Here is a 23,808-nt window from a genome sequence, read left to right on the forward strand (position 1 = left end):
GGCGTACGGGCTCCGGGCGTCCGCGCGTCACGGCCCTGGGCGTCCGGGGGCTTGATGCTGCCCGCAGACGCGCACAGCGGGTGCCGGCCGGCCCCGAGGGGCGGACAACACCCGCTGTGACGTACAGCTATGGCAGGACGAGCGCGAACGAGAACCGTTCCGTGGGCTGTTTCGTGAGGTATTCCCGAGCTGTGTCGTGGCGCGGAACCGGGGTGCCGCGTGGGGTGAAACAGGAGGGCGAAATGTGGCCTGAGCCGTGTGCCGTGGAATGCGACCCGGGTTATTTGGTGGGCTTTTTCCCGGTGACGCCCAGGTGCACCAGAAGCGCCAGGTTCGGCTTCAATTCCTGCTGTTTGACACCCCAGCTCGTGAAACCCTTCTGATGAGCGGCGACCGCCGCCAGCATGGCGACGAGCGAACCGGCCATCGCGGCCGCACTGACGTCCTTGTCCACCTTGCCCTTGGCCTGGAGCTCCTTGATGGAGTCGGTAAGGGAGTTGGTGACGGCATTGAGGATCTTCATGCGGATCTTGTAGAACCGTTTGTCGCCCTCGGCGGCACCGAGGTCGACGACGCGCAGGATCGCGTCGTTCCGCCGCCAGAAGGAGAGGAATCCCTCGACGAGTTCCTCGGCCGCCTGCCGGCCCGACCGGCCCACCCAGGAGCGCCCGGCCACCAGGTCGGTCAGGCTCGCGCCCTCTTTGGCCATCTCCTCGGCGATTTCCAGTACCGCGCCCTCGACATCGGGGAAGTACTGGTAGAACGTCGCGGGCGAAGTGCCCGCTTTGCGGGCCACATCGATGACCTTGACGTCTCTGTACGGGGACGAACTGAGCATGTCGCTGAGGCAGTCGAGCAGCTTCTGCCGGGTCGCCTGTCCACGGCGCCCGGCGACTCTGCCGTCGACGGTCCGAACTTGTCCTGTCATGCCGTCAGCTTACCGAGGGGTGATCGGAGCGCGATTTGGCTGCCTGCAAATGGGGATGCGGGAGTTCGGTCGTATCGGTCCTGGCCGGCCCCGTGCGCGGGGCGGCCGGGGCGGGCCGGAGCGGGCCCTGAGGGCGGCTTGGCCCGAACAAGTGAATCGTATTGTCAACAGGCTGTGGACAACTTTTCCGGACCGGCGCGGACCGGGTTCCGGCGGGGGTGCGCGACCGTGCCGTACGGCATTGCGGGCGCGGAACAGATCATTGCGGACGGGGAACTGCTCATTGCCGGACGACGGGGAATGTCCGGTAAGGAGCGTGATCGCAGAGAATTGGCAGAATGTTCGATTACTCTCCGGGCGCGCGGCAAGATCCAGGGCTAGTTTGGCCCCATGACTGCATTCGCGGCGGGCGCCCCGTGCTGGGCCGACGTCATGCTGCCCGATCTGGAAGCGGGCAAGAGGTTCTACGGAGAGCTGTTCGGCTGGACCTTCTCCGGCGGCGCCCCCGAGTCCGGCGGCTACACCGAGGCGTACAAGGACGGCAGGGCGGCCGCCGGCCTGATGCCCAAGCGGGACGGCCGGATGCCCACCGCGTGGAACGTCTACTTCGCGACCCCGGACGCCGCCCGGAGCAGCGCGCTGATTCTGCGGGCGGGCGGCCGGATCGTCACGGAGGCCGCGCCCGTCGGTGACTTGGGCACCATGCTGGTCGCCGCCGACCCCACCGGCGCGGTCTTCAGTATCTGGCAGGCCGGCACCCACCAGGGCTTCGGCGTGCAGCGCGAGTCCGGCGCGTACGTCTGGACGAGCCTGAGCACCCGCGACCCGGAGCGGGCCGACGCCTTCTACGAAGAGGTCTTCGGTTTCGAGAGCGTGGCCGACAGCCCGGCGGCGGACGAGCGCTTCCGGCCCTGGCGGCTGCCCGGCCAGGGCCGCGAGGTCGGCGGCCGGATCCTCATGGACGAGCACGCGCCCGCCACGATGCCGCCGCACTTCACCGTCTGCTTCCTCGTCCCCGGAATGGACGACGCCGTACGGACCACCACCCGGCTCGGCGGCCGGGTCACGGTCGAACCGGTCGGCACGCCGGGCGGGCCGTTCGCGGTGCTCACCGACAACCAGGGGGCGGGCTTCGGCGTCATGGCCCCGAAGTAGGCGCTCACCGACCACAATTGAGGACGAGGGCAGCTCCCGCTGTCGGGCCGCGGACGGCGCGGCCCGGCAGCGGGCCTGTGCGAGGGGCCTGTGGGGGCGGCGCGACGACCTTGAGTACGGCACAGTGGGTACGGCCGCGCGCGGGGAGAGAACGGGGACGGGACGACATGACCAGTACGGACAGCAGGCCGGACGGACGGCTTCCGGTGCTCGCGGGGTGGGGTGCAGGACTGGACATATCGGAGTCCGGCGGACGTAACCGATCTACCCGACGTACCCGGTCGTTCCCGGGCGCAGGTCCGGTCCGGCGGCAGTTTCGGGCGGTGTGACGGCGCGGCGACGGCACGCCCCGGCGCGATCCGGTCGTACGGTGTTCGACAGCTCGTCGGCGGCCCGCGGCGGCGCCCGGGCCCGTCCGTACGGACATCCGTCCGCACGGATCCGTCACGGCATGTGACGGTACCGGTGCGCACCGCAGAAGCCCGCCGGGACACGACGGGAGCGGCCCCGGGTTCGCAACCGTGGGCCCGGCCAGGAAGAATCAGCACGCGTACGGCCGAACAGGCCAGGCGGTGAGACGCTGCACGGGGCAGTGGCTCTCGGCGGCCACCGGCTTTTGAGAGTCTCTTTAACGCCCCACGGGGAGGTGGCAGGCAAGTGGTGGAGCAGCTGACACAGCTGACGCAGCACGATCCCCGGCGGATCGGCCCGTTCGAGGTGCTCGGCCGTCTCGGGGCCGGCGGCATGGGGCTGGTCTACCTCGCGCGCTCGGCGTCCGGGCGGCGGGTGGCGATCAAGACGGTGCGTACGGAACTCGCCGAGGACCAGCTGTTCCGGGTCCGCTTCACCCGCGAGGTGGAGGCGGCCCGCGCGGTCAGCGGCTTCTACACCGCCGCGGTGGTGGACGCCGACCCCCGGGCCGCGGTGCCGTGGCTGGCCACCGCCTACGTGCCCGCGCCCTCCCTGGAGGAAATAGTCAATGAGTGCGGGCCGCTCCCGGCCCAGGCGGTGCGCTGGCTCGCGGCCGGCATCGCCGAGGCGCTGCAGTCCATCCACGGCGCGGGCCTGGTCCACCGGGACCTGAAGCCGTCCAACGTGCTGGTCGTCGAGGACGGCCCGCGCGTCATCGACTTCGGTATCGCCAGCGGCGTCTCCAACACCCGCCTGACCATGACGAACGTGGCCGTCGGCACGCCCGCGTACATGTCGCCCGAGCAGGCCCGCGACTCCCGCAGCGTCACCGGCGCCAGCGACGTCTTCTCGCTCGGTTCCACCCTGGTCTTCGCCGCCACCGGACACGCCCCCTTCCACGGCGCCAACCCGGTCGAGACGGTCTTCATGCTGCTGCGCGAGGGCCCGGACCTGGCCGGGCTGCCGGACGAACTGCGGCCGCTGATCGAGTCCTGCATGCAGATGGAGGCGCCGGGCCGCCCCACCCCCGCCGACCTCCAGTCCCAGCTCGCACCGCACCTGTTCGGCTCCGGCAGCGACGACAGCGGCACCGCCTCCGCCTGGCTGCCGGACGGCGCCGTCGCCCTCATCGAGGGGCGGCGCGGCGGACGCCAGACCGCGTCGGCGGCCGCCGGGCGCGGCGGCACCGGGCAGCCCCGCGCCGCGCGGCAGCCCGTACCGCACTCGCCGCCGCCCGCCCAGCCGCCGCCACCGCGCCCGCGCGACGCCCCGGCGGCCGCGGCCGCGCAGGCCGGCGGCGCGATGGGGGCGCCCGGGGCGGAGCCCGGCTGGGCCGGAGCCGCCGGAGTGGGCCCCGGCGCACGCCGGGCCGCCGACCCGCGCGGCGCCGCGCAGCCGCCGCAGTCCGCGCCCGCCGGTCCGGTGGCCGCGGCACCGCCGGTCGCCGCCCCGCCCTTCTCGTCCGCCCCGCCCGCCGCGTCGCGGCTGCCGGACGCCGACGTGCCGAACGGCTCCGTACGCCTCGCGGGCACCTCCGCACCGATAGGCCCCGGCCCCCGCGCCGGGGACGGCGGGCAGCCGCAGCCACGCGCCCAGGCACCCGCCACGGACTGGGTCCGGCCGCCCGCGGGCGCGCCGGGCGGCCCCGGCCACGGCCCCCACGAAGGCGACCCGGCCGCACCCCTGCCGCAGCAGGGCGCCGCGGCGGGGCACGGCTCCGGCGCGCCCGTCACCGGTGCGGGCGGCGCCTCCGGAGGCGCCGCGCCCGCCCGCTGGCGTCCCTGGCGTTTCCGCATGTCCAACGACGTATGGGGCACGCCCACGGTCGCCGGCGACCTGCTGTACGTCACCTCCTTCGAGGTGCACGCCCTCGATGTGGCCAGCGGCCGCCGCCAGTTCAAGACCCGTGACGTGGCCTGGAGCATGTCCGTCGCGGACGGCCGTATCCACGCCTCCGACGGGCCGAGCCTGTACGCGCTCGACGCCGCCGACGGCACCGAGCAGTGGCGCCTGGGCAGCGACGGCTGGATCTACGCGCTCACGGCCGACCGGGGCACCGTCGTCACCGGCACCCGCGGCGGCGGCGTCCAGGCGTGGGAAGCCGCCACCGGCGAACGGCTGTGGGAGACCGGCGGCGTCCAGACCGACTTCGAGACCGCCGACCTGGGGCCGGTCCTGCACGAGGGCACGGTCCTCGTGTGGGCCGACGGGCGGCTGAAGGCCCTGGAAGCCCGTACCGGTGCCGAGCGCTGGTCGTACCCGGTCGGCGACACGGCCTCCTGCGGCGGCGTCCCGGTGCGGCTGCTGCCCGCGCCGGACGGCGCCGTGTACGTCACCGCCGGGACGCGGGTGCTGGCGATCGACCTCGCGCGCGGCGAGGTGCGCTGGCACTTCGAGGCGCCCGCCGCGTTCCTCAGCCGCCCCGCGTTCGCGCCGGGGCCCGCGGTCACCGGCGGCGGTCTGTACCTGGCCGACTACCTCGGCACGGTCTACGCCCTGGACGCGGCCGACGGCCGGGACCGCTGGCGCATCGCGACCGAGGCCCGGCAGTCCACCGAACCGGTTCTGGTCGCGGACGGTGCCGTGCACCTCGGCAGCGGCCAGGCGCTCTACACGCTCGACGCCGTCACGGGCACGCCCCGCTGGCGGTTCCAGGCGGGCGGCGAGGTGATCGGCGCGCCGGTGGTGGCGGACGGCCGGGTGCACTTCGGCTCCGCCGACCACTGCCTGTACACCCTCGACGCGACGGGTGGACAACTGCGCTGGAAGCTGGCCACCGGCGGCGAGATCACCGGCACGCCGGTGGCCGCCGGGGGCGTCGTCTACGCGTGCAGCAAGGACCGGTGCGTGTACGCGCTGGACGCGGCGAAGGGGACGGGGCTGGCGCGGCGGTCGTGACGGGCGGCGGCCGGGCCTCGCGCGGGCGCGGCTACCGGTCCTTGTCGCGGGGCGGCTGCCCGGGCCGTTCCTGCTCCGGCTGTACCGGCCGCTCCGGGGGCTCCGGCTGTACCGGCCGCTCCGGGGGCTCCGGCTGTACCGGCCGCTCCGGGGGCTCCGTCTGTACCGGATGCTCCGGCCGTTCCGGCTGTACCGGCCGTTCCGGGGGCGGTGTCGTCCTGATGGGCCGCGTCTCGTCGTCGGGCCGGGGCGGCGGCTGTCCCGGATCGTCCGAGGCCGGGGGCATCCGGACCGCCCGGGTGGGCTGGTCGTCCGGGTCCGGCGGGCCCGACGCGGGCGGCGGGTGCCCGGCGCCCGGCCACCGTACGGGCGGCTGCTGATGGGGTGCCGGAGGCGGTGTCGCGCCGTACGCGGGGGTGCCCTGCGGCGGGGTGTCGCCGCCCCGGATCGGGCCGGGCTCCCACTCGGGCCCGGGGGCCCCGTAGGGCGTCGGCTCGCCGTACCGGTTGTCCCGCTCCGCGGAACCGGCCTCCCGGCGCCGGGAGCGCACGCCCCGGCGCCCGCTCATCACCAGGGCTCCCAGCCACAGCAGCGCGCCCCCTCCGAGGGCGTACGCCACCCCCAGCCCCACCCCTTGGCCGGCGTTCTCGCCCACGGTGAGGCTGCCCGCCTGCTGCCCCTGGCGGACCATCCACAGGATGGTGAAGCCGAGCACGACGAGTCCCGCCACCGCGACGAGCAGGCGGGAGCGGAACACGATGCCCAGCAGGGTCACCAGCGCGGCGAAGGCCATCGGCAGGAACACCGAGCCGAACAGGTCCGCCTTGTCCCCGGTGATGCCCCGGAACAGGTCCTCGATACGGATCTCGCGTCCGTGACGGCCGTCGTACCAGGCACGGAAGGGGCTCCAGACGGCGGCCGCCGCTCCGGCGAGGGCCAGTACGGATCCGAGTACGTTGCGCACCACAGGCGTCGCCTCTCAGGTCGCTGATTCGTCCCGTTTCCCTCTGTAATCGACGCTACGCCCGACTGCACGCGCGCGCCAGACCTGCGCGTTTTACCTGGTCAGGAAGAGATTTTGGGTAACGCAAAGAGGTTGCTAGTCTGCCGTGCACTCGTCAAGAAAAGATAAGGACGAGCGAGGCCGCACGGGCAGGACGCGGCTCTTTCAACGGGGTCAACGGGGGCACAACAACATGAAATTCCGTCATGTCCGCGCGGTCGCGGCGGCCGCGGTGGTCCTGGTCGCGCTGACCGGCGCCCGTCACTCGCACGGAGGTGGCTGCGGCAGCAGCCACAGCAGCAGCGACGGCGGTTCCAGCAGCACGGGCGGCAGCAGCACCAGCGGCAGCAGCAGCGGCAGCAGCAGCGGCGGCTACGAGGCCAGCACCGGCGGCTACGACGGCGGTACCAGCGGCGGCAGCTCGACGAGCGGCAGCACGACCAGTGGCGGCAGCACCAGCGGCAGTACCTCCGGCTACACCAGCGGCGGCTCCGGCAGCAGCCGCAGCGCCATGGGCGACATCAAGATCAACGGCTGCCGGTACAACGGCGCCGGGAGCGTGAAGACCACGGTCAGCGCCACCAACAGCTCGTCCACCACCAAGTACACGTACCTGCTGACGGTGAAGTTCACCGCGCCCGGCGGCAAGGACCTCGGCACCCGCCACCCGAGCATCCCCTACGTGATGCCGGGGCGCACCGACTCCACCGACGTGATCCAGTACGTGCCGTCCGACGCCGCCACCGCCGGTACGTACCGCTGCTCGGTGACCGACGTCCAGCGCACCCCGCTGTCCTGATGGCCACCTGGGAACGGCGGCCCGTGCGGGCCGCCATCGCGGCCGTGACGGTGACCGCCGGCGCGCTCGGGCTGGTCGGCTGCGGCGCCCTGCTGCCCGGGGGCCACGCCGGCCGGGTGACACCGCCGCCGCCACCTCCCGGCTACCGCTACTCGCCGTCGCCCGGCTACGACTCGCCCTCGTACGAGCCGACGTACTCCTACTCGCCGTCGCCGACGCCGGAGGAGACGTACGACCCGGACGGCCGCTCGGACGCGCGCGGCAACAACTGCCGCTACGACCAGTCGACCCACCGCCTCGAATACTCGGTCTCGGTGACCAATCCGTCGCTGACCAAGACCTTCAAGTACGAGATGGCCGTCAACTGGATGAAGGCGCGGCCGGCCGACGGCACGGCGTTCGGGCTGCACCAGCGCAGCATCATCGTCCGGCCGGGGCAGACCGAGACGTACACGGCCTCGTACAGCTACACCAACACCTCGACGCGGCAACTGTGGTTCCAGTGCGAGATCCGCAGGGCGCGCAAGTCGGAGCTGTGACGGGGCCGTCGGCGGACCGGTGACGCTTGCGGGCGTACGGCCTCCGGGGCCGGTGCGCCCCGGCGTCAGCGGACCCGGAAGTCCCGGGAGCGGGCCGCGAACAGCCCCGCCTGCTCCTCCGGCGGCAGACTGCCCAGCGCGATGAGCTGCGGGGCGTGGGCCACGGCCTGCGCCCGCGCGGCCTCCCGCGACGCCCACAGGGCCCGTACGGTGCCCTGCACCGCGCCGGTCGGCTGCGCGGCGAGCACGGCGGCGGCACGCCGGGCCGCCGCCACCGCGCCGCCCGGTGGCGTCAGCTCCGACACCAGGCCCGTCGCATGGGCGCGGCGGGCACCGAGCCGCTCCGCCGTGCCCATCAGGGACAGCCGAGCGATCTCGCCGTACGGCATCCGCTGCGCCATGAAGACCGACTCGTACGCGCTGACCATCCCGTACGTCGTGTGCGGGTCGAAGAACGTGGCCTCCTCGGAGGCCACCAGGAACTCGCACTCGCCCAGCAGGTAGAACGCCCCGCCGCAGGCCATCCCCTCGACGGCCGCGACGACCGGCTTCCACAGGTCGTTCGCCTTCGGGCCGATGCCGAGCAGCGGGTCGTCGGCCGAGAACGGGGCGGACGGCTGCGGGACGTCCGCCGAGCGGTCGATGCCGGTGCAGAACGCCGCACGCCCGGCGCCGGTCAGGACGACGGCCCGTACGGCGTCGTCGAAGCGGAACCGGCGCCAGACGGCCGCGAGCGCGCCGGCCGTCGCCAGATCGATGGCGTTGTGGCGTCCGGGCCGGTCGAGCGTGACCAGGGCGACGCCGTCGGGCGCCGTCTCCACCCGGACGGGCGGCTGTCCGCCCGGCGTCGTCACGGCCGCTCCAGCAGCCAGCGCGGCACGGTGACGCCCGGCGCCTGCTCGTGGAACGCCACCCTCACCGCGGCGCCGATACGGACCCGGCCCGGGTCGACGGAGTTCAGCGGGGCGTCCGGGGCCGCGACCAGGTTGCCGGCCAGGCGGATGCGCGGGGCGTCGGCCAGCTCCACCACGACGACGGTGTACGGGGCCTGCGCGGTGTAGGCGGGCAGCAGCGGCGGGTGCGGCACGACGTACGACCAGACGCGGCCCCGGCCCGACATCCGCCGCCAGCGGTGGTCGAAGGACTGGCAGTGCGGGCAGCACGGGCGGGGCGGGAAGCGCAGCTCGCCGCAGGCGGCGCAGGACTGGACGCGGAGTTCGCGGCGGGCGGCGTACTCCCAGAAGGGGGCGCCGTCGTCGTCGGGGACGGGGAGGAGGAGAGCGTCGGCGGGGGCGGGGGTCGCGTTCGGGGCTTTGCCCTGGTCGGGGGCCGGTTCGGGGCCGTTGTCAGTGGTCGGCCTCATGCTGGTGGACATGAGCACTCAACTCCTCAGCAGCAGGGCCGATGTGGGGACGCCCTCACCGGCCGTGACCAGGCAGGTGGCGGCGTCCGGGACCTGGGCGGTACTGGTGCCGCGCAGTTGCCGGACGCCTTCGGTGATGAGGTTGAAACCGTGTACGTACGCCTCGCTCAGCCCGCCGCCCGCGGTGTTCAGGGGCAGCCGGCCGCCGATCTCCAGGGCGCCGCCCTCGGTGAAGGCCGCGCCCTCGCCGCGCCCGCAGAAGCCGTACCCCTCCAGGGAGAGCGGGATCAGCGGGGTGAACGCGTCGTAGATCTGCGCCACATCGACGTCCTCGGGGCCGAAGTCGGCCTGCTTCCAAAGCTGCCGGGCCGCGGTCCAGGCCGGCCCGGTGAGCGGGTCGTCGGTCCAGTAGTTGACCATGCCGTGGTGCTGGGCGGGCAGGCCCTGCGCGACGGAGTGCACATACACCGGGCGGTGGCGCAGGTCGCGGGCGCGTTCGGCGGCGACGACCACACACGCCAGCGCGCCGTCGGTCTCCAGGCAGTTGTCGAAGAGGCAGAGCGGCTCGCTGATCCAGCGGGAGGTCATGTACATTTCGCGGGTCAGCGGCCGGTCGTACATGATCGCGGCCGGGTTCTGGTTGGCGCGGTTGCGGCAGGCGAGCGCGACGTTGAAGAAGTGGTCACGGGTCGCGCCGTATTCGTGCATGTAGCGCCGGGCGAGGACACCGATCTCGTCGGCGGGCCGCAGCAGACCGAAAGGTCGGGTCCATTGGGCCGGAGTGGGCAGTTGGACAGCGGTGTTCCGCCACGGGCGGGGCCCCGATCCGCGCTTGCGCGAGCGCCAGGCGACGCCCACGCCCGCCTGGCCGGTGGCGATGGCCGCAGCCAGGTGCGCGACGGTCGCACACGAACCGCCGCCGCCGTAACCGGCCTTGGTGAAGAAGGTGACGTCACCGGCGCCGATCGCCTTGGCGACCTCGACCTCGTCGGTCTCCTCCATGGTGTACGAGGCGAACGCGTCCACCTCGGCCGGGGCGATCCCCGCGTCGTCCAGCGCCGCGACGATGGCCCGGCACGCCAGCGTGCGTTCGGACTCCGGAAGCCGCTTGGCGAACGCCGTCTGGCCCGTCCCGGCTATCACCGCCGCGTCCTTGAGGGTCGCCCCCATCGCCACCTCCGTGGTCGGCCGTCCGTGCTGACAGCCGAGGAGGCTACCGCTAACCTGACGGGTAGTCAGCTACTCGGTACGGGCAGCTCTGTCGCGGGAGGTAGTGCGATGCGCGGTGACCTGGACGAGCCCGGCACCACCGACCCTCGCGCCGACCTGGAGCACGGCACGATCCCCCGGCTGGTGCGGGCCGCCGCCGAGCGGTACGGCCCGGCCGAGGCGGTCGCCGAAGGCCGCCACCGCCTGAGCTACGCACAGTTGGGGGAGCGGGTCGAACGGGCCGCGGCGGCCTGCCTCGCCGCCGGTGTCCGCCCCGGCGACCGGGTGGCCGTGTGGGCCCCCAACACCACCGGATGGATCACCGCGGCGCTCGGCGCGGTGACGGCGGGCGCCGTCCTGGTGCCGGTCAACACCCGCTTCAAGGGCGCCGAGACGGCCCACGTCCTGCGCCGCACCCGCGCCCGCCTGCTGTTCGTCACCGGCACGTTCCTCGGCACGTCCTACGTGGCCTCGCTGCGGCGCGCGGCCCGGGAGGGCTCCGGTCGCGGCCCGCTCCCCGGCCTGCCGGACCTGGAGCGGGCCGTCGTCCTCTCGGGAGACGCCCCGGACTCCTTCCAGGCCTGGCAGGACTTCCTGGCGGCGGGCGAGGCGGTACCGGCCGACGCGGTGCGCGCACGGGCCGACGCCGTCCGCCCCCAGGATCCTTCCGACATCATCTTCACCTCCGGCACCACCGGCCTCCCCAAGGGCGCCGTCATCACCCACCAGCAGACCCTGCGCGCGTACGGCGTCTGGAGCGAACTCGCCGGACTCGTGCCCGGCGACCGCTACCTGATCGTCAACCCGTTCTTCCACACCTTCGGCTACAAGGCCGGCATCATCGCCTGCCTGCTGCGCGGCGCGACGATGATCCCGCAGCCGGTCTTCGGCGTCCCCACCGCGCTGGCCCACATCGCCGCCGAACGCGTCACGGTGCTGCCCGGCCCGCCCTCCCTCCACCAGCAGCTCCTCGACCACCCCGACCGGGCCCGGTACGACCTCGGCTCGCTGCGCCTGGTCGTCACCGGCGCCGCCGTCGTACCGCTGGAGCTGGTCGAACGGCTCCGCGCCGAGCTGGGCGTCGGCACCGTACTGACCGCCTACGGCCTCTCCGAAAGCTCCGGCATCGCCACGATGTGCCGCCGCGACGACCCGCCCGCCACCGTCGCCGGAACGTCCGGGCGCGCCGTACCCGGCACGGAGATACGGATCGCCGGCGCCGACGGCCGGGGGGTGGCGGAGCCGGGGACGGCGGGCGAGGTCCAGGTCCGCGGCTATCACGTGATGACCGGCTACTACGAGGACCCGCCGGCCACCGCCGACGCGCTGACCCCGGACGGGTGGCTGCGCACCGGCGACGTCGGAGTCCTGGACGCCGACGGCAACCTGCGCGTCACCGACCGCCTCAAGGACATGTTCATCGTCGGCGGCTTCAACGCCTACCCCGCCGAGATCGAGCGCCTGCTCGCCCGCCACCCGGACGTCGCCGAGGTCGCCGTCGTCGGCATCCCCGACCCCCGGCTCGGCGAGGTCGGCAAGGCGTACACGGTCCGCCGCCCGCACTCCACGCTCACCGCGGCGGAACTGATCGCCTGGGCGCGCCGGGAGATGGCCAACTACAAGGTGCCCCGGGAGGTCACGTTCGTGACGGCCCTGCCGCGCAACGCGAGCGGGAAGGTCGTCAAGGGCGAGTTGCGCGGCGCTCTCGCCCTTCCGACGCACCCGTAGCGGCAGGCCCCGGGCAGGGGGGCGTAGGACGCCACCCGTCGATTACCGGGGTGTTAGCAGGCTGTTAGCCGCCCCCGGCACCGTTGAGTACGTACCGACGACCCCGCCGCACCTGTTCCTGGGGGAACCGCATGACCAGCCTCACCACCGCCGCCTTCCGCCGCGGCCGCCGGCTCGCCGCCACGGCGATCGTCGCCGTCGCGGCGTTCTCGCTCACCGCGTGCAACAGCTCCTCCGGCGGCCCGGGCCCGGCCGAGAGCGCGGCGGTCGACGCTCCCGAGGGCGGCTCGTCCGGCGGCTCGGGATCGTCCGGCGGCTCGGGCTCCGCGGGCGGCGACGCGGGTCCCGCGGACACCGGCACCTCGGGAGCACAGGCTGCGGGTGGCTCCACCGGCGGCGGCACGTCGGGCGGCACGGGCTCCAGCGGCTCCGGCACGGGCAAGGCAGCAGGTACCGGTACCGGTGCCGGTACGGGCGCCGGTCGCAAGGGCGTCGACGCCACCCTGGTCGGCACCCTCAAGTACCTCGCCCCGGGCAAGCTCACCGTGACCCCGCGGTCCGGTACGGAGCAGGCGTTCTTCGTCGCCGCCGACACCGAGGTCCTCGGAGCCGCGACCATCTGCGGCGGCCCCGACGGCCAGGTCACCATCACGGACGACAGCTACGGCACCACCGCCTGCACCACGGACCAGCTCGACGAGGCCGCCAAGAAGAACACGGTCAAGGTCCGCGCCACGATCCACAAGGGCATCGCCACCAAGGTGGAGGAGCGCTACCACCCGTAAACCACTTTCCCACCCCCGGCGCAGCCCCCGGCCCCCCGACCGGGGGCTGCGCGCATCCGTCGCGGCCTCGGTACGGTGCAGTGCAGTGCAGCGCGGCGCGGTCGGCCGCTGTCCCGATCCGGTGGTTGTGAAGCGGCGCTCGCGTGGAAGGCGTGCAGTATGAGCACTCCGTATCCCGACGGGCCCGAGCCCGGCGGCCCCGTGACCGACCCGCCCGACCCGCCCGGCCCCCAGCCGGGACCCGAACCTCAGCCGGGACGCGACCCGAGTCCGCCCCCGCCCGGGCCGAGCGACCCCATGGGCCCGGACCCGATCCCGCGGCCGTCCGACCCGGACGCGGCCCCGGAGCCCGCGCCGCAGCCCGGCCCCCTCACCTGACCCTCACCTGCCCCCGGCCCTCAGCGCTCCCCGAACCGCTCCCGCAGCGCCCCCTTGAGCACCTTGTCCAAGGGGCCGCCCCGCGGCAGTGCGTCCAGGATCTCCAACTGCTCCGGCAGCTTCTGCGGCATCAGCCCCGCCCGGCGCAGATGTGCGGTGAGCGCGCCGAGCGTCAAGGCCCCCGGGCTCGGAACCGCATCAGGCTCCGAGCCCGGCCCCGGCCCCGGCCGGGCGCCTGCCTCCGCCCCCGCCCCCGCGAGAGTCACCACCGCACACACCCGTTCACCGCGCTCCCGGTCCGGCAGACCGATCACCGCCACCTCGCCCACCGCCGGATGCGCGCGGATCAGCTCCTCGACCTCCTGGGCGGAGATGTTCTCGCCCTTCCTGATGATGATGTCCTTGAGCCGCCCGGTGATCACCAGGTGCCCGTCCGCACGCAGCAGGCCCAGGTCGCCGGTGCGGAACCAGCCCTCCGCGTCGAACGCCCCGGCCGTCAGCGCCGGGTCGGTGTAGCCGCGGCAGACCATCGGCCCGCGTACCGTGATCTCGCCCGGCTCGCCGGGCCGCGCCTCGCCGCCGTCCGGCCGGGCGATCCGGACGCGGGCCCCGGTCACCGGCTTGCCCACGGTGTGTGCCAGTTGTTCGTCGCTGTCGTACGGCGTCCCCATCGCGATCATGGGGCACTCCGTCATCCCGTACCCGTGCACCACCGCGCACTCCAGCTCCCGGCCCGCCGCGTGGTACAGCTCCGGCGGGAGCGGCGCCCCGCCGCCGGACAGCAGCCGCAGCGTGGGGACGAGCTTGACCGCCGGTCCGGGTCCGGCATGCGCCCGGCGACGGCGGGCCTCATCGAGGAACGCCTGGTAGAAGGCCGTGCTGCCACCGGCCATGGTGACTCCGTGCCGCCGGTACGCCGCGACCGCGGCCGCAGGTTCGAACGTGTCCAGGACGACGGCCGGGAAGCCGCTGAGCAGCATCGCGACCACGTAGTCGGGCCCGGCGACGTGTGCGTACGGGAAGGCGATCGAGCCGGTGTCCGCATCGGTCATGCCCAGCGCGGTGGCCAGTCCGATGCCGCCCGCGAGGAGCGAGCCGTCGGTGTGCTCGACGCCCTTGGGGTCGGCGGTCGTGCCGGAGGTGTAGTAGATCCACGTCGGCGTGCCGCCCGGCCGTACGAAGTCCGGCAGCGCGTCCCCGGAGCCGGGCGCGGCCTCCGGCAGCCCGTCGGCGACGGAGAGCACCCGCACACCGGCGGGCGCGACCTGCCGCGCCGTGCCCGCATAGTCGTGACCGCGCCACTCGCCCGGCACGATCGCGTACTCGGCGCCCGATTGCCGCAACGCGAAGCCGACTTCCCGCGCCCGGTGCAGATGCAGCACGGGTATCTGCACGGCTCCGAGCCGGGCCAGCGCGAGGGACACCGCGACGGTCAGGGGCCAGGTGGGCAGTTGCCACAGGACGCGCGTGCCGGCGCCGATCCCCAGCCCGTGGAACCCGGCCGCCAGCCGCAGGGCCCGGTTCCGTACCTCCTCGAAGGTGACGGTCTGCCCGGAGCCGCCGGTGGTCTCGTCGAAGAACATCGGCTGCCGCGGGGACAGCTCCACCCGGTACCCCATCAGTTCCCAGAGCGAACGCACACGATCGGGTTCGAACACGTCGCCTCCTAGGGGAGCGGGGCCGCGACGGTAGCAGACGTACGCAGACATGAGGAGACGTCAACTGGCGGAACATGCGGAACATCCGCACGGGGGACGGCGTTGGGAGCTGGTGACCTGGTCCGCACGAGCACGTGAGGAGACGGCCATGCCGTTGAGTACGGAAGAGCGCGAGGCTTTCCTGGCCGAGCCGCACATCGGAGCCCTGTCGGTGGCGTCGGGCACGGCGGACCGCGCCCCGCTGACCGTGCCCATCTGGTACGGCTACGAGCCGGGCGGCGATCTGTGGATCACCACCGAGCGGGATTCGCGCAAGAGCCGGCTGATCGCGGCGGCGGGCCGGTTCTCCCTGATGGTGGACCGGGTCGAGCCGACGGTCCGCTATGTGTCGGTCGAGGGGGAGGTCGTCTCGACCGAGCCGTCGACGGACGAGGAGCTGCGCGCGATCGCCGAGCGCTACCTCGCTCCGGAGGCCGCGGCGGCGTACCTCAAGAACGTCCTGCCCACGTTCGGCCCGTCGGTGACCATCCGGCTGCGGCCGCGGCGGTGGCTGTCGGCGGACATGGGGTCGGCCGTTTGACCCGAGCAAGCCTTGGATCGGACGCCGTAGGGGCCGGCCTCACCTGGTCCGGCCCCCGTCGGTCGTGGTCCGGGCCCGTGACGGGCCCGGGGGTTACGGGCGGTGGGTGTCCAGCGGGACAAATCCGCCCGCGTCCGGCCGGTGGGTGTCGGGCGCGACGGAACGCTCGACAGGGGTCGGGCGGTGGGTGTCGGGCGCGACGGAACGGTCGGCGGGTATCGGCCGGTGGGTGTCGGCGAACGCGGGAACCGCCGCCGTGCCCGCTACGGCAGTGGCGAAAGCAAGAGTGACAAGGGTGCGCTTGATACAACTCATGACAGCTCCTCCGTGGGGGAATCCCATATGAGTGACGCTAGCTTCTGGTGAGGCATGTGTTCGATCCCCCCGGCCGGAAACGGCCGTAGAGCGGGGGCGAAAGCGTATGACTGCGGGTATGCCGCGGGGACCGGCTTCGATGGCTCCCCCCTGAGTGCCATCGAAACCGGCCCCCGCGATCCCCCGGATCCCCCCGGATCCCCCGAACCCCGGATTCAGCAGTCCCCCCGGATCCCCCGATCCCCCGGACTGCCGAAACCGCAGTGGGTCTGGTGTGGAGTTACTCGCCGTACGGGCGGGCCGATGGTTCCCCCGTGACCCGCCCGTACGGGCGTCGCACTACTTCGGCTCGGCCACGGGCACGTTGCCCTCGTCCATCACGACCACATTGCCGTCCCGGCCCGGTGCGGGCTGGGTGGCGTCCTCCGTGACCAGCGCACCGTCGATGATCGGCCGGTGGCTGTCCTCCGGCTTGATGGGCCGGTGGCTGTCCATGGGCGTGATCGGCCGGTGGCTGTCCATGGGCGTGATCGGGCGGTGGCTGTCCTCCGGCTGGATCGGCCGGTGGCTGTCGACGGTCTCCGGCTGGATCGGCCGGTGACTGTCCTGCGGCACGATGGGCCGGTGACTGTCCTGCGGCTGGATCGGCCGATGGCTGTCGACGGGTTGCGGCGGAATGGGCCGGTGGCTGTCCTGCGGCTGAATGGGCCGGTGACTGTCCAGCGGTTTGACGATGTTCCTGTCGTCGTCCTTTCGAGCCTGATTCTGAGAGCTCACGGTGATCAACTCCGTTGTGTGGGCGCAGTTGGCCCACCCGGCCGGCAACTCCCCCGTGGGTCGCCGGACGGGTGGACCATGGCCTTACACCTTGCGGTGGGGCCTGGTCACCGAGCCGCTTGCCCCCCGAGGCGGCGGATCGGTAATTAGAGACTGACCCCTCGCGATGAACGATCGATAAACGCCTGAAGCCCGCCGTCCGGGCGGCTTTTACACCAGCGCGACAGGGGCGGTGAAATGCTGCGTCTCCCCGTCCGCGGGCAGGCCGAGCTGTTCGTGGATGGACACGACTTCCTGCCAGCAGACCTTCGCCCGTCCGGTGTGCCCGATCTGGTTCAGGGCGTGCCCCAGCGTCGTCAGCGCGTCGGCCCGCCAGCGGCCGCCGCCGAGCCCCCGCAGGGCGGACAGCGCCTGCTCGGCGTAGTTGGCAGCGTTGGCCGGGCGGTGGGCCGCCAGGTCGACCTCGGCGAGCCGGAGGTAGGTCATGCCCTCCCAGAACCGCTGCCGGCTGTCGCGGAAGATGACGAGTGCCTCGGTGAGCTGCTGGGTGGCCTCGTCGAGTCTGCCGGCCAGCGTCAACGCCATGCCCAGCGCGTACATGCCATTGCCGAGGCGGCGGGTGGCGCCGACCTCGCGGAGGGCGGCGACACCCTGCTCGGCGAGCTGGATGGCGCTCTCGGTGCGCCCGGTGTCCAGGTGCAGCCGCGACAGGTTGCACAGCGCGCTGGCCTCGGACTGCTTGTTGTCGTTCTCGCGGAAGGCGAGCAGGGCCTGGTTCAGGTAGCCCTCGGCCGCCTCGAAGCGGTGCTGGATGCTGGCGATGATGCCGCGGTCGTTGGGGCCCTGCGAGGCGGCGAAGGGATCCTCGGCGGCGAGCCCCAGCAGGGTGGCCAGCTTCGCGTGCTCGTCCGCCTCGTTGAGCCGTCCGGAATGGGTGTAGAAGGGCGCCAGTGCCCAGTGGGCCCGGCCCTCCGCGTGCTGGTCGCCCGCGCGGCGCGCGGCGTCCAGCAGGACGAGGTTGGCCTGCTCCCACTGACGGCTGTTGGCGCCGGACTCGGCCATGTCCCGGGTCAGGAGCAACAGGTCGACGGCGCGCCGCAGCACCTTCTTGCCGGTGTTCTGCAGCGCGCAGGCGATCAGGGAGCGGGTCTCGTTGAAGAGCCAGCTCAGGGCCTCGGCGCGGTCGGTGAAGAGCAGGCCCGGGTAGTGCGGGGTCTCCGTGTGGTCGGTGAGGCGGTCCCCGGGGCGCTCCAGCGCGAACATGTGGGTGGCGGTGGCCAGGTAGAAGTCCAGCAGCCGGGCCAGGGCCGCGTCGCGTTCCTCGGCCGGCTGCTCGTCGCGCTCCGCGCAGGAGCGGGCGTAGAGGTGCACCAGGTCGTGGAAGCGGTAGCGGCCGGGGGCGGCGGACTCCAGGAGGGAGGTGTCGACGAGCGATTCGAGGAGGTCCTCGGCGTCGTCGGTGTCCATGTCGAGGAGGGCGGCCGCGGCGGCGAGCGAGATGTCGGGGCCGTCGGCGAGGCCCAGCAGCCGGAAGGCCCGTGCCTGGCGGGGCTCCAGTTGCTTGTAGCCCAGCTCGAAGGTGGAGTTCACGGCGAGGTCGCCGGCGCGCAGCTCGTCCAGCCTGCGGCGCTCGTCGGCCAGCTTGCGGGCGAGTACGGAGACGGTCCAGGTGCGGCGGGCGGCCAGCCGGGACGCGGCGATACGGATGGCCAGCGGCAGGAAACCGCAGGCGCCGACCACGTCCATGGACGCCTCGCGCTCGGCGTTCACGCGCTCCTCGCCCACGATGAGCGCGAAGAGGGTGAACGCTTCCTCAGGGCTCATCACGTCCAGGTCGACCAGATGCGCGCCGGCCAGGTCTATCATCCGGACGCGGCTGGTGATCAGCGCCGCGCAGCCGTCCGTACCGGGCAGCAGCGGGCGGACCTGGGCGGCGTCGCGGGCGTTGTCGAGCAGGACGAGCAGCCTGCGGCCGGCGAGGGCCGAGCGGTAGAGGGCGGCCCGTTCCTCGATGCCGTCGGGGATGGCCGCGCCCGGCGTCCCCAGCGCGCGCAGGAACGCGCCGAGCACCGCTTCCGGGTGGGACGGGGAGTGCCCGACGCCCTGGAGGTCCACGTAGAGCTGACCGTCCGGGAAGTGCGCATGGGCGGCGTGCGCGACATGCACGGCCAAGGTGGTCTTGCCGACGCCGCCGATGCCGGTGAGTGCCGAGACGGCCATCACCCGGCCCTCGGCGGTGGCGAGCTGCTCGCTCAGTTCCGTGACGAAGGCGGCCCGGCCGGTGAAGTCGGCGACGGTGGCCGGAAGTTGCTGCGGGCGTACGAAGGCCGGCTCGCCGGGCAGTTGGCCGTCGTGCGGCACGGCGGGCGCGTCCAGCTCCGTGTCCGCGCGCAGGATGCGCTGCTGGAGTTCGGAGAGCGACGCGCAGGGGTCCACCCCCAGCTCATCGGCGAGCAGACGCCGCGTGTCGGCGTATACGGCAAGTGCCTCGGCCTGCCGGCCGCTGCGGTACAGCGCCAGCATGAGGAGTTCTCGCAGCCGCTCGCGCAGGGGATGCGCGGCGGTCAGCGCGGTCAGCTCCGAGACGGCGTCGCCGTGGCAGCCCAGTTCCAGGTCGAGCTCCAGGCGCGTCTCCATGAGGGACAGGCGCCACTCCTCCAGGCGGGTGCGCTGGTTCTCCGCGTAGGGCCCGGCGAGGTTGGCGAGCGGTTCGCCGTCCCACAGGGCCAGCGCGGAGTCCAGGAGGTCCCGGGCGCGGCAGCGGTCGCCGGTGGCCCGGGCCTTCTCGGCGTCGGCCGCGTACTGCTCGGCGTGGACCATGTCGAGGTCGAGCGGCCGGTGGTCCGCCGACCGCAGTGCATAGCCGCCGGACTCGCTGACCAGCGTGTCCGCGTCCGCCCCGAGTGCTTTGCGGATGCGTGAGGCGTACGTGCGCAGCGCCGCGAGGGCGGCGTGCGGCGGTTCCTCGCCCCAGAGGGCGTCGACGAGTTCGGATGCGGTGGCGGTGCGTCCGCCCCGCAGGAGAAGGGCGGCCAGCAGCGCACGCTGCTGCGGGGAGCCGGCCGCCAGTGGCGTCGCGCCGCGCCAGGCCCGTACGGGACCGAGCACGGTGAAGCGGAGCCGCTCCTGGCCCTGCTCCGGACCGTCGTCCATGGTGTCCCCCTGCCCTGTGCACTTCGTTCGCATCGGCCAGTCTGCCTTGTCGTAGCCCCTTACGTCAGTAGGGGTCCGGTCTCAGCACGGTCTCTCCACGCCCGGCGTTCGGGCTGGTGTTCGGCTGCGTGGCGGGGGTCGGGCCGGGGCGGTCGCCGGTGCCGGTGACCGTGCGGATGCGCGTGCAGCTTCCCGTGCGCGGTCCGGGTGCGGACGGGGGCCCGAGCGTCGCTGCTCAGCCGCCTGCGAGGCCGCGCGGCGCCCGGCCGGCGCCCGGAACGGTGCCGTCTGCATGCATTCCCTCCCGTCACTGGGTTACTGACGACCCGTCAGTTCGACGCTACGGTAAAAACATGGAGAGTTTTCCGAAGATAATCTCGGTGGACGACCACACGGTGGAGCCGCCGCACGTCTGGCGGGACCGCCTCCCCTCGAAATATCACGACATCGGCCCCCGAATCGTCCGGGCACCACTGAAGGAAATGACCTTCGTGGGCGGCAGGTTCGCGCCGAAGATGGGCCGGCCGGGGGAAGAGGGCCCGCTCGCCGACTGGTGGGTCTACGAGGATCTGCACCGCCCGCTGACCCGCCTGGACACCGCCGTCGGCTACGCCCGCGACGACATCAGACTCGAAGGCATCACCTACGAGCAGATGCGCCCCGGCTCCTTCAGCGTCCCGGAGCGGCTGGCCGACATGGACGTCAATCACGTGCAGTCGGCGCTGTGTTTCCCCACGTTCCCGCGGTTTTGCGGCCAGACCTTCACCGAGGCCAAGGACCGCGAACTGGGGCTGCTGGGCGTGCGCGCGTACAACGACTGGATGGTGGAGGAGTGGTGCGGTCCGGCCGCGGGCGGACGCCTCATACCGCTCTGCCTCGTCCCGTTGTGGGACGCGGAACTGGCCGCGCGGGAGGTGCGCCGGAACGCGGAGCGGGGCGTACGGGCGGTCTGCTTCAGCGAAATCCCGCCACATCTGGGCCTGCCCAGTATTCACACCGGTGACTGGGACCCCTTCCTGCGCGCCTGCGAGGAGACCGGGACCGTCATCGCCATGCACATCGGCTCCTCCAGCAGGATGCCGTCCACCTCCGCCGACGCGCCGCCCGCCGTCGGCTCCACGATCACCTTCGCCAACTGCTGCTTCTCGATGGTCGACTGGCTGATGAGCGGAGCGTTCGACCGCTTCCCCGGCCTGAAGATCATGTACGCGGAGGGGCAGATCGGGTGGATCCCGTACATCCTGGAACGCGCCGACGTGGTCTGGGAGGAGAACCGCGGCTGGGGCGGCGTCGCCGACAAGGTCCTGCGGCCGCCCTCCGAACTCTTCGCCGGGCACGTGTACGGCTGCTTCTTCGACGACGCCTTCGGCCTGCGCAACCTGGACGCGATCGGCGTCGGCAACGTCCTCTACGAGACCGACTACCCGCACTCGGACTCCACCTGGCCGCGCTCCAGGGAGGTCGGCGAGGCCCAGATGGGACACCTCGCGCCCGAGACGGTCGAACGGATCGTCCGCGGCAACGCCATCGACCTGCTCGGACTGACGCCGGACGGGCTGTGGGCGGGCTCCGGGACGGGGCCGGGAGCGAGGCCGGGAGCGGGGGCGTAGGGGCGGCGCGCGCCTGTGCGACGCCGGGTCCGGCGCGTGCCCGTGCGACATGCCGCCTTTCGTGCACCCGGAACCTCCCCCTACGGGCCGCCTTGCGGTCACGATGGGACGAGTGGAGGTGACACACATGATGACGTTCGTGCTGGTGTCGGGCGGGTACACCGGAGGATGGATCTGGCGGGAGGTGGCGGACCACCTGCGCGCGGCGGGACACCGGGCGCATCCGGTGACCTTGACCGGGATGGGAGACCGCCGCCACCTGTCAGGCCCCGGCACCGATCTGAACACCCATGTCGAGGACGTGGTGCAGGTACTGGACCACGTGGGCGCGGGGGAGCCGCACGAAGCGGGCGAGACCGTACTGGTCGCGCACTGCTACGGCAGCTACCCGGCGCTGGCCGCCGCCGACCGCGCCCCGGAGCGCATCGCCCGCCTCGTGTTCGTGGACGCCGGCCTGCCCCGCGACGGCGCCGCCGTCCTGGACTCGCTGCCCGACCCGGCCGTACGGGAACGGCTGCGGCGCCGCGCCCAGGAACACGGCGACGGCTGGCGCCTGCCCCCGCCCGCGTTCGACGAGACGGAGATCTGGGGCAGCCTGGACGGCATCTCCAAGGACGGCCTGGACCGGCTGGCCCGCCTCGCCGCGCCACAGCCGCTGGCCACCCTCACCCAGCCGGTCCGGCTGACCGGCGCGACGGCCGGGCTGCCCACGACCGGCATCTTCTGCACGAAGAACGTCACCAGTACCGCGGCCGTCCGCGCCCTGGTGGCCACCGGCGACCCGGCCTTCGCGGCGCTCGCCGACCCCCGGGTCGGCTTCTTCGACCTCGACACCGGGCACTGGCCCATGCTCTCGCGCCCCGGCGAGCTGGCCGACCTGCTGCTGCGGGCGGCGGCGGACGAAGGGGAGCGGATCGGGGCGGCCGCGGGCTGAGGGGAGCGCCGTCCGGGGCGCCGCCGGACCGCCGCCGGCGCCCCGGCATGATGGAGCCATGACCAACCGACCTGTACTCGTCTACGACGGGGACTGCGGCTTCTGCACCACCTGCGTGCGCTTCGCCGAACGCCGCATCCACCCCCGCTGTACCGTCTCGGCCTGGCAGTTCACCGACCTGGAGGCGCTCGGCGTCACCCAGGGGCGGGCCGAGCGCGAGCTGCTCTGGATCACCCCGGCGGGAACCGTGTACGGCGGCGCGCAGGCGGTCGCCAAGCTGCTGATGAGTGCGCGCGGCCGGTGGGCCGTCCCCGGTGCGCTGCTGACCCTGCCGCCGTTCCGCCAGGCCGCCCACGCCGTCTACCGCCTGGTCGCCGACAACCGCCACCGCATGCCCGGCGGCACCGCGGCCTGCTCGCTCCCCGCGCACCTCCGGCCCTGACGCCCGCCACCAGCGCCCACCCCCTTGTCTGACGGGCCGTCAGCCCACACCATGACCCCCAGCCGACGACGACGGGCCGTCGGCCGAGCGCCCGGGGGTGGACGCGGACGTGGACAGCGCTACGGGAAGCGGCACACACAGCGGCACACGCACCGACAGCACCGGCAGTACGGACGACGCGGTGCGGGTGCTGCCCGACGGGAAGCTGGCCTACGGCATCCAGCTCCCCGTCCAGTCGCAGAGCACCCTCTACACGGAACCGTGGGAGGCCGCGGCCGGCCCCGCCGACCTCGTGGAGATCGCCCGCACCGCCGACCACCACGGCTTCGCCTACATCGCCTGCTGCGAGCACATCGGCATACCGCGCCGGCTGGCCGCGGCCATGAGCACGGTCTGGTACGACCCGGTCGCCACCCTCGCCTACCTGGCGGCTGCCACCACCCGCGTCCGGCTGCTCAGCCACATCGCGCTGGCCGCCCTCAAGCACCCGCTGGTCAGCGCCAAGCAGTACGCGACCCTGGACCACCTCTCGGGCGGGCGGCTGATCCTCGGGGTCGGCGCCGGGCACGTACCGGAGGAGTTCGACGCCCTCGGCGTGGACTTCACGCGGCGCGGCGCCCTGCTGGACGAAGCCGTCGACGCGCTGAAGGCGGCGCTGGGACCGGAAGAGTTCCCCGCCTACCAAGGGAAACGATGCGCCTTCGCCGGACTGGGACAGCGCCCCCGCCCCGTACAGACGCCGCGCCCGCCGGTCTGGGTGGGCGGCTCCTCGCCCGCCGCCGTCCGCAGAGCGGCCGTACGCGGCGACGGCTGGCTGCCGCAGGGCGACCGCAGGGACCAGCTCCCGGCGCAGCTCGCCAAGCTGCGGCGGCTGCGGGCGGAAGCCGGGATCAGCACGCCCGCCGAGGCCGGCGCCATCACCGAGCCGCTGTACGTCGGCGAGCCCGCGTGGGACACCGGCCGGCGCACCCTCACCGGGCCGCCCGAGCGGCTGGCGGAGTCCCTGCGCGCGTACCAGGCGATGGGGGTGCGGCAGATCCAGGTCCGGTTCCGCAGCCGGAGCCGCACCGAACTGACCGACCAGATGGCGGCGTTCGCCACCGGGGTGGCCCCGCACTTCGACTGCTGAGACGCACGGCGCTC

21 protein-coding genes are annotated in these 23,808 nt (G+C 73.3%); 12 read left to right on the forward strand and 9 right to left on the reverse strand.

Annotated elements, in window-relative coordinates:
- Positions 1–280: 280 nt before the first annotated feature.
- On the reverse strand, positions 281–928 hold the full coding sequence (locus tag AB0A97_RS15695) for a TetR family transcriptional regulator (protein ID WP_361149396.1): 648 nt from the start codon (positions 926–928) through the stop codon (positions 281–283).
- A 390-nt stretch (positions 929–1,318) separates the two neighbouring features.
- Here AB0A97_RS15695 and AB0A97_RS15700 point away from each other — a divergent pair, with 390 nt between their 5' ends.
- A complete protein-coding gene (locus AB0A97_RS15700; RefSeq protein ID WP_361149399.1) occupies positions 1,319–2,083 on the forward strand; it encodes a VOC family protein in 765 nt (254 codons plus the stop codon).
- Positions 2,084–2,740: 657 nt separating this feature from the next.
- The gene (locus AB0A97_RS15705) at positions 2,741–5,392 is read left to right on the forward strand and encodes a PQQ-binding-like beta-propeller repeat protein (protein ID WP_361149401.1); all 2,652 of its coding nucleotides are present in this window, start codon (positions 2,741–2,743) and stop codon (positions 5,390–5,392) included.
- A 31-nt stretch (positions 5,393–5,423) separates the two neighbouring features.
- On the opposite strand, the gene AB0A97_RS15710 is transcribed toward AB0A97_RS15705, so the two are convergent.
- A complete protein-coding gene (locus tag AB0A97_RS15710) occupies positions 5,424–6,359 on the reverse strand; it encodes a hypothetical protein (RefSeq protein ID WP_361149403.1) in 936 nt (311 codons plus the stop codon).
- A gap of 229 nt (positions 6,360–6,588) precedes the next feature.
- On the opposite strand from AB0A97_RS15710, the gene AB0A97_RS15715 reads away from it, so the two are divergent.
- Together AB0A97_RS15715 and AB0A97_RS15720 are read left to right on the forward strand one after the other, a co-directional pair.
- Positions 6,589–7,194, forward strand: coding sequence for a hypothetical protein (locus AB0A97_RS15715; RefSeq protein WP_361149405.1), 606 nt, complete (start codon positions 6,589–6,591; stop codon positions 7,192–7,194).
- Positions 7,194–7,733, forward strand: coding sequence for a hypothetical protein (locus tag AB0A97_RS15720; RefSeq protein WP_361149407.1), 540 nt, complete (start codon positions 7,194–7,196; stop codon positions 7,731–7,733). The genes AB0A97_RS15715 and AB0A97_RS15720 overlap by 1 nt, the downstream gene beginning before the upstream one ends.
- Positions 7,734–7,798: 65 nt before the next feature.
- Here the strand turns inward: AB0A97_RS15720 and AB0A97_RS15725 are convergent, their stop codons facing one another.
- Genes AB0A97_RS15725 through AB0A97_RS15735 form a run of 3 tightly spaced genes read right to left on the reverse strand, consistent with a single transcriptional unit; the run spans position 7,799 to position 10,266 of the window.
- Positions 7,799–8,587 (reverse strand): enoyl-CoA hydratase/isomerase family protein, encoded by a 789-nt coding sequence (locus AB0A97_RS15725; protein WP_361149410.1) that lies wholly within the window; start codon positions 8,585–8,587, stop codon positions 7,799–7,801.
- Entirely contained in the window at positions 8,584–9,108 is a 525-nt protein-coding gene (locus AB0A97_RS15730; RefSeq protein ID WP_361149413.1) for an OB-fold domain-containing protein, read from the reverse strand. Before AB0A97_RS15730 ends, AB0A97_RS15725 begins: the two co-directional genes overlap by 4 nt.
- Positions 9,109–9,114: 6 nt before the next feature.
- On the reverse strand, positions 9,115–10,266 hold the full coding sequence (locus AB0A97_RS15735) for a lipid-transfer protein (RefSeq protein ID WP_361149416.1): 1,152 nt from the start codon (positions 10,264–10,266) through the stop codon (positions 9,115–9,117).
- 108 nt (positions 10,267–10,374) lie between these two features.
- On the opposite strand from AB0A97_RS15735, the gene AB0A97_RS15740 reads away from it, so the two are divergent.
- From AB0A97_RS15740 to AB0A97_RS15750, 3 genes are all read left to right on the forward strand, one after another.
- A complete protein-coding gene (locus AB0A97_RS15740) occupies positions 10,375–12,033 on the forward strand; it encodes a FadD3 family acyl-CoA ligase (protein ID WP_361149419.1) in 1,659 nt (552 codons plus the stop codon).
- A gap of 131 nt (positions 12,034–12,164) precedes the next feature.
- Positions 12,165–12,818 (forward strand): hypothetical protein, encoded by a 654-nt coding sequence (locus AB0A97_RS15745; protein WP_361149421.1) that lies wholly within the window; start codon positions 12,165–12,167, stop codon positions 12,816–12,818.
- Positions 12,819–12,977: 159 nt separating this feature from the next.
- Positions 12,978–13,196: a hypothetical protein gene (locus tag AB0A97_RS15750; protein ID WP_361149424.1), complete on the forward strand. Its 219-nt coding sequence runs from the start codon at positions 12,978–12,980 to the stop codon at positions 13,194–13,196.
- A 20-nt stretch (positions 13,197–13,216) separates the two neighbouring features.
- Here AB0A97_RS15750 and AB0A97_RS15755 read toward each other — a convergent pair whose 3' ends face one another.
- Positions 13,217–14,854, reverse strand: a complete 1,638-nt coding sequence (locus tag AB0A97_RS15755) for an AMP-binding protein (RefSeq protein ID WP_361149427.1) — start codon at positions 14,852–14,854, stop codon at positions 13,217–13,219.
- 148 nt (positions 14,855–15,002) lie between these two features.
- Here AB0A97_RS15755 and AB0A97_RS15760 point away from each other — a divergent pair, with 148 nt between their 5' ends.
- On the forward strand, positions 15,003–15,434 hold the full coding sequence (locus AB0A97_RS15760) for a pyridoxamine 5'-phosphate oxidase family protein (protein ID WP_361149430.1): 432 nt from the start codon (positions 15,003–15,005) through the stop codon (positions 15,432–15,434).
- A gap of 93 nt (positions 15,435–15,527) precedes the next feature.
- Here AB0A97_RS15760 and AB0A97_RS15765 read toward each other — a convergent pair whose 3' ends face one another.
- From AB0A97_RS15765 to AB0A97_RS15775, 3 genes are all read right to left on the reverse strand, one after another.
- Positions 15,528–15,749, reverse strand: a complete 222-nt coding sequence (locus AB0A97_RS15765; protein ID WP_361149432.1) for a hypothetical protein — start codon at positions 15,747–15,749, stop codon at positions 15,528–15,530.
- Between the two features lie 339 nt (positions 15,750–16,088).
- Complete coding sequence (locus tag AB0A97_RS15770) at positions 16,089–16,526, reverse strand: laminin G (protein WP_361149434.1); 438 nt, start codon at positions 16,524–16,526, stop codon at positions 16,089–16,091.
- Positions 16,527–16,736: 210 nt separating this feature from the next.
- The gene (locus tag AB0A97_RS15775; RefSeq protein WP_361149437.1) at positions 16,737–19,679 is read right to left on the reverse strand and encodes a BTAD domain-containing putative transcriptional regulator; all 2,943 of its coding nucleotides are present in this window, start codon (positions 19,677–19,679) and stop codon (positions 16,737–16,739) included.
- Between the two features lie 353 nt (positions 19,680–20,032).
- Here AB0A97_RS15775 and AB0A97_RS15780 point away from each other — a divergent pair, with 353 nt between their 5' ends.
- The 4 genes from AB0A97_RS15780 to AB0A97_RS15795 all read left to right on the forward strand — a co-directional run bounded on the left by AB0A97_RS15780 (position 20,033) and on the right by AB0A97_RS15795 (position 23,794).
- Positions 20,033–21,289, forward strand: a complete 1,257-nt coding sequence (locus AB0A97_RS15780) for an amidohydrolase family protein (RefSeq protein ID WP_361149440.1) — start codon at positions 20,033–20,035, stop codon at positions 21,287–21,289.
- A 127-nt stretch (positions 21,290–21,416) separates the two neighbouring features.
- On the forward strand, positions 21,417–22,223 hold the full coding sequence (locus AB0A97_RS15785) for an alpha/beta hydrolase (RefSeq protein ID WP_361149443.1): 807 nt from the start codon (positions 21,417–21,419) through the stop codon (positions 22,221–22,223).
- Between the two features lie 58 nt (positions 22,224–22,281).
- Positions 22,282–22,665 (forward strand): DUF393 domain-containing protein, encoded by a 384-nt coding sequence (locus tag AB0A97_RS15790; protein ID WP_361149446.1) that lies wholly within the window; start codon positions 22,282–22,284, stop codon positions 22,663–22,665.
- Between the two features lie 181 nt (positions 22,666–22,846).
- Positions 22,847–23,794 carry a TIGR03619 family F420-dependent LLM class oxidoreductase gene (locus tag AB0A97_RS15795; RefSeq protein WP_361150164.1) on the forward strand — a complete coding sequence of 316 codons (948 nt, stop codon included), beginning with the start codon at positions 22,847–22,849 and terminating at the stop codon, positions 23,792–23,794.
- Positions 23,795–23,808: the final 14 nt, after the last annotated feature.

Origin of the sequence: Streptomyces sp. NPDC045470 (assembly GCF_040646595.1) — a bacterium.
Lineage (GTDB): Bacteria > Actinomycetota > Actinomycetes > Streptomycetales > Streptomycetaceae > Streptomyces.

Bases quoted from the DNA above. Each gene is read 5' to 3' on its own strand.
- AB0A97_RS15695 (WP_361149396.1), bottom strand. From the start codon at position 928: ATGACAGGACAAGTTCGGACCGTCGACGGCAGAGTCGCCGGGCGCCGT.
- AB0A97_RS15700 (WP_361149399.1), top strand. From the start codon at position 1,319: ATGACTGCATTCGCGGCGGGCGCCCCGTGCTGGGCCGACGTCATGCTG.
- AB0A97_RS15715 (WP_361149405.1), top strand. From the start codon at position 6,589: ATGAAATTCCGTCATGTCCGCGCGGTCGCGGCGGCCGCGGTGGTCCTG.
- AB0A97_RS15720 (WP_361149407.1), top strand. From the start codon at position 7,194: ATGGCCACCTGGGAACGGCGGCCCGTGCGGGCCGCCATCGCGGCCGTG.
- AB0A97_RS15730 (WP_361149413.1), bottom strand. From the start codon at position 9,108: ATGTCCACCAGCATGAGGCCGACCACTGACAACGGCCCCGAACCGGCC.
- AB0A97_RS15735 (WP_361149416.1), bottom strand. From the start codon at position 10,266: ATGGGGGCGACCCTCAAGGACGCGGCGGTGATAGCCGGGACGGGCCAG.
- AB0A97_RS15740 (WP_361149419.1), top strand. From the start codon at position 10,375: ATGCGCGGTGACCTGGACGAGCCCGGCACCACCGACCCTCGCGCCGAC.
- AB0A97_RS15745 (WP_361149421.1), top strand. From the start codon at position 12,165: ATGACCAGCCTCACCACCGCCGCCTTCCGCCGCGGCCGCCGGCTCGCC.
- AB0A97_RS15750 (WP_361149424.1), top strand. From the start codon at position 12,978: ATGAGCACTCCGTATCCCGACGGGCCCGAGCCCGGCGGCCCCGTGACC.
- AB0A97_RS15760 (WP_361149430.1), top strand. From the start codon at position 15,003: ATGCCGTTGAGTACGGAAGAGCGCGAGGCTTTCCTGGCCGAGCCGCAC.
- AB0A97_RS15765 (WP_361149432.1), bottom strand. From the start codon at position 15,749: ATGAGTTGTATCAAGCGCACCCTTGTCACTCTTGCTTTCGCCACTGCC.
- AB0A97_RS15775 (WP_361149437.1), bottom strand. From the start codon at position 19,679: ATGGACGACGGTCCGGAGCAGGGCCAGGAGCGGCTCCGCTTCACCGTG.
- AB0A97_RS15780 (WP_361149440.1), top strand. From the start codon at position 20,033: ATGGAGAGTTTTCCGAAGATAATCTCGGTGGACGACCACACGGTGGAG.
- AB0A97_RS15785 (WP_361149443.1), top strand. From the start codon at position 21,417: ATGATGACGTTCGTGCTGGTGTCGGGCGGGTACACCGGAGGATGGATC.
- AB0A97_RS15790 (WP_361149446.1), top strand. From the start codon at position 22,282: ATGACCAACCGACCTGTACTCGTCTACGACGGGGACTGCGGCTTCTGC.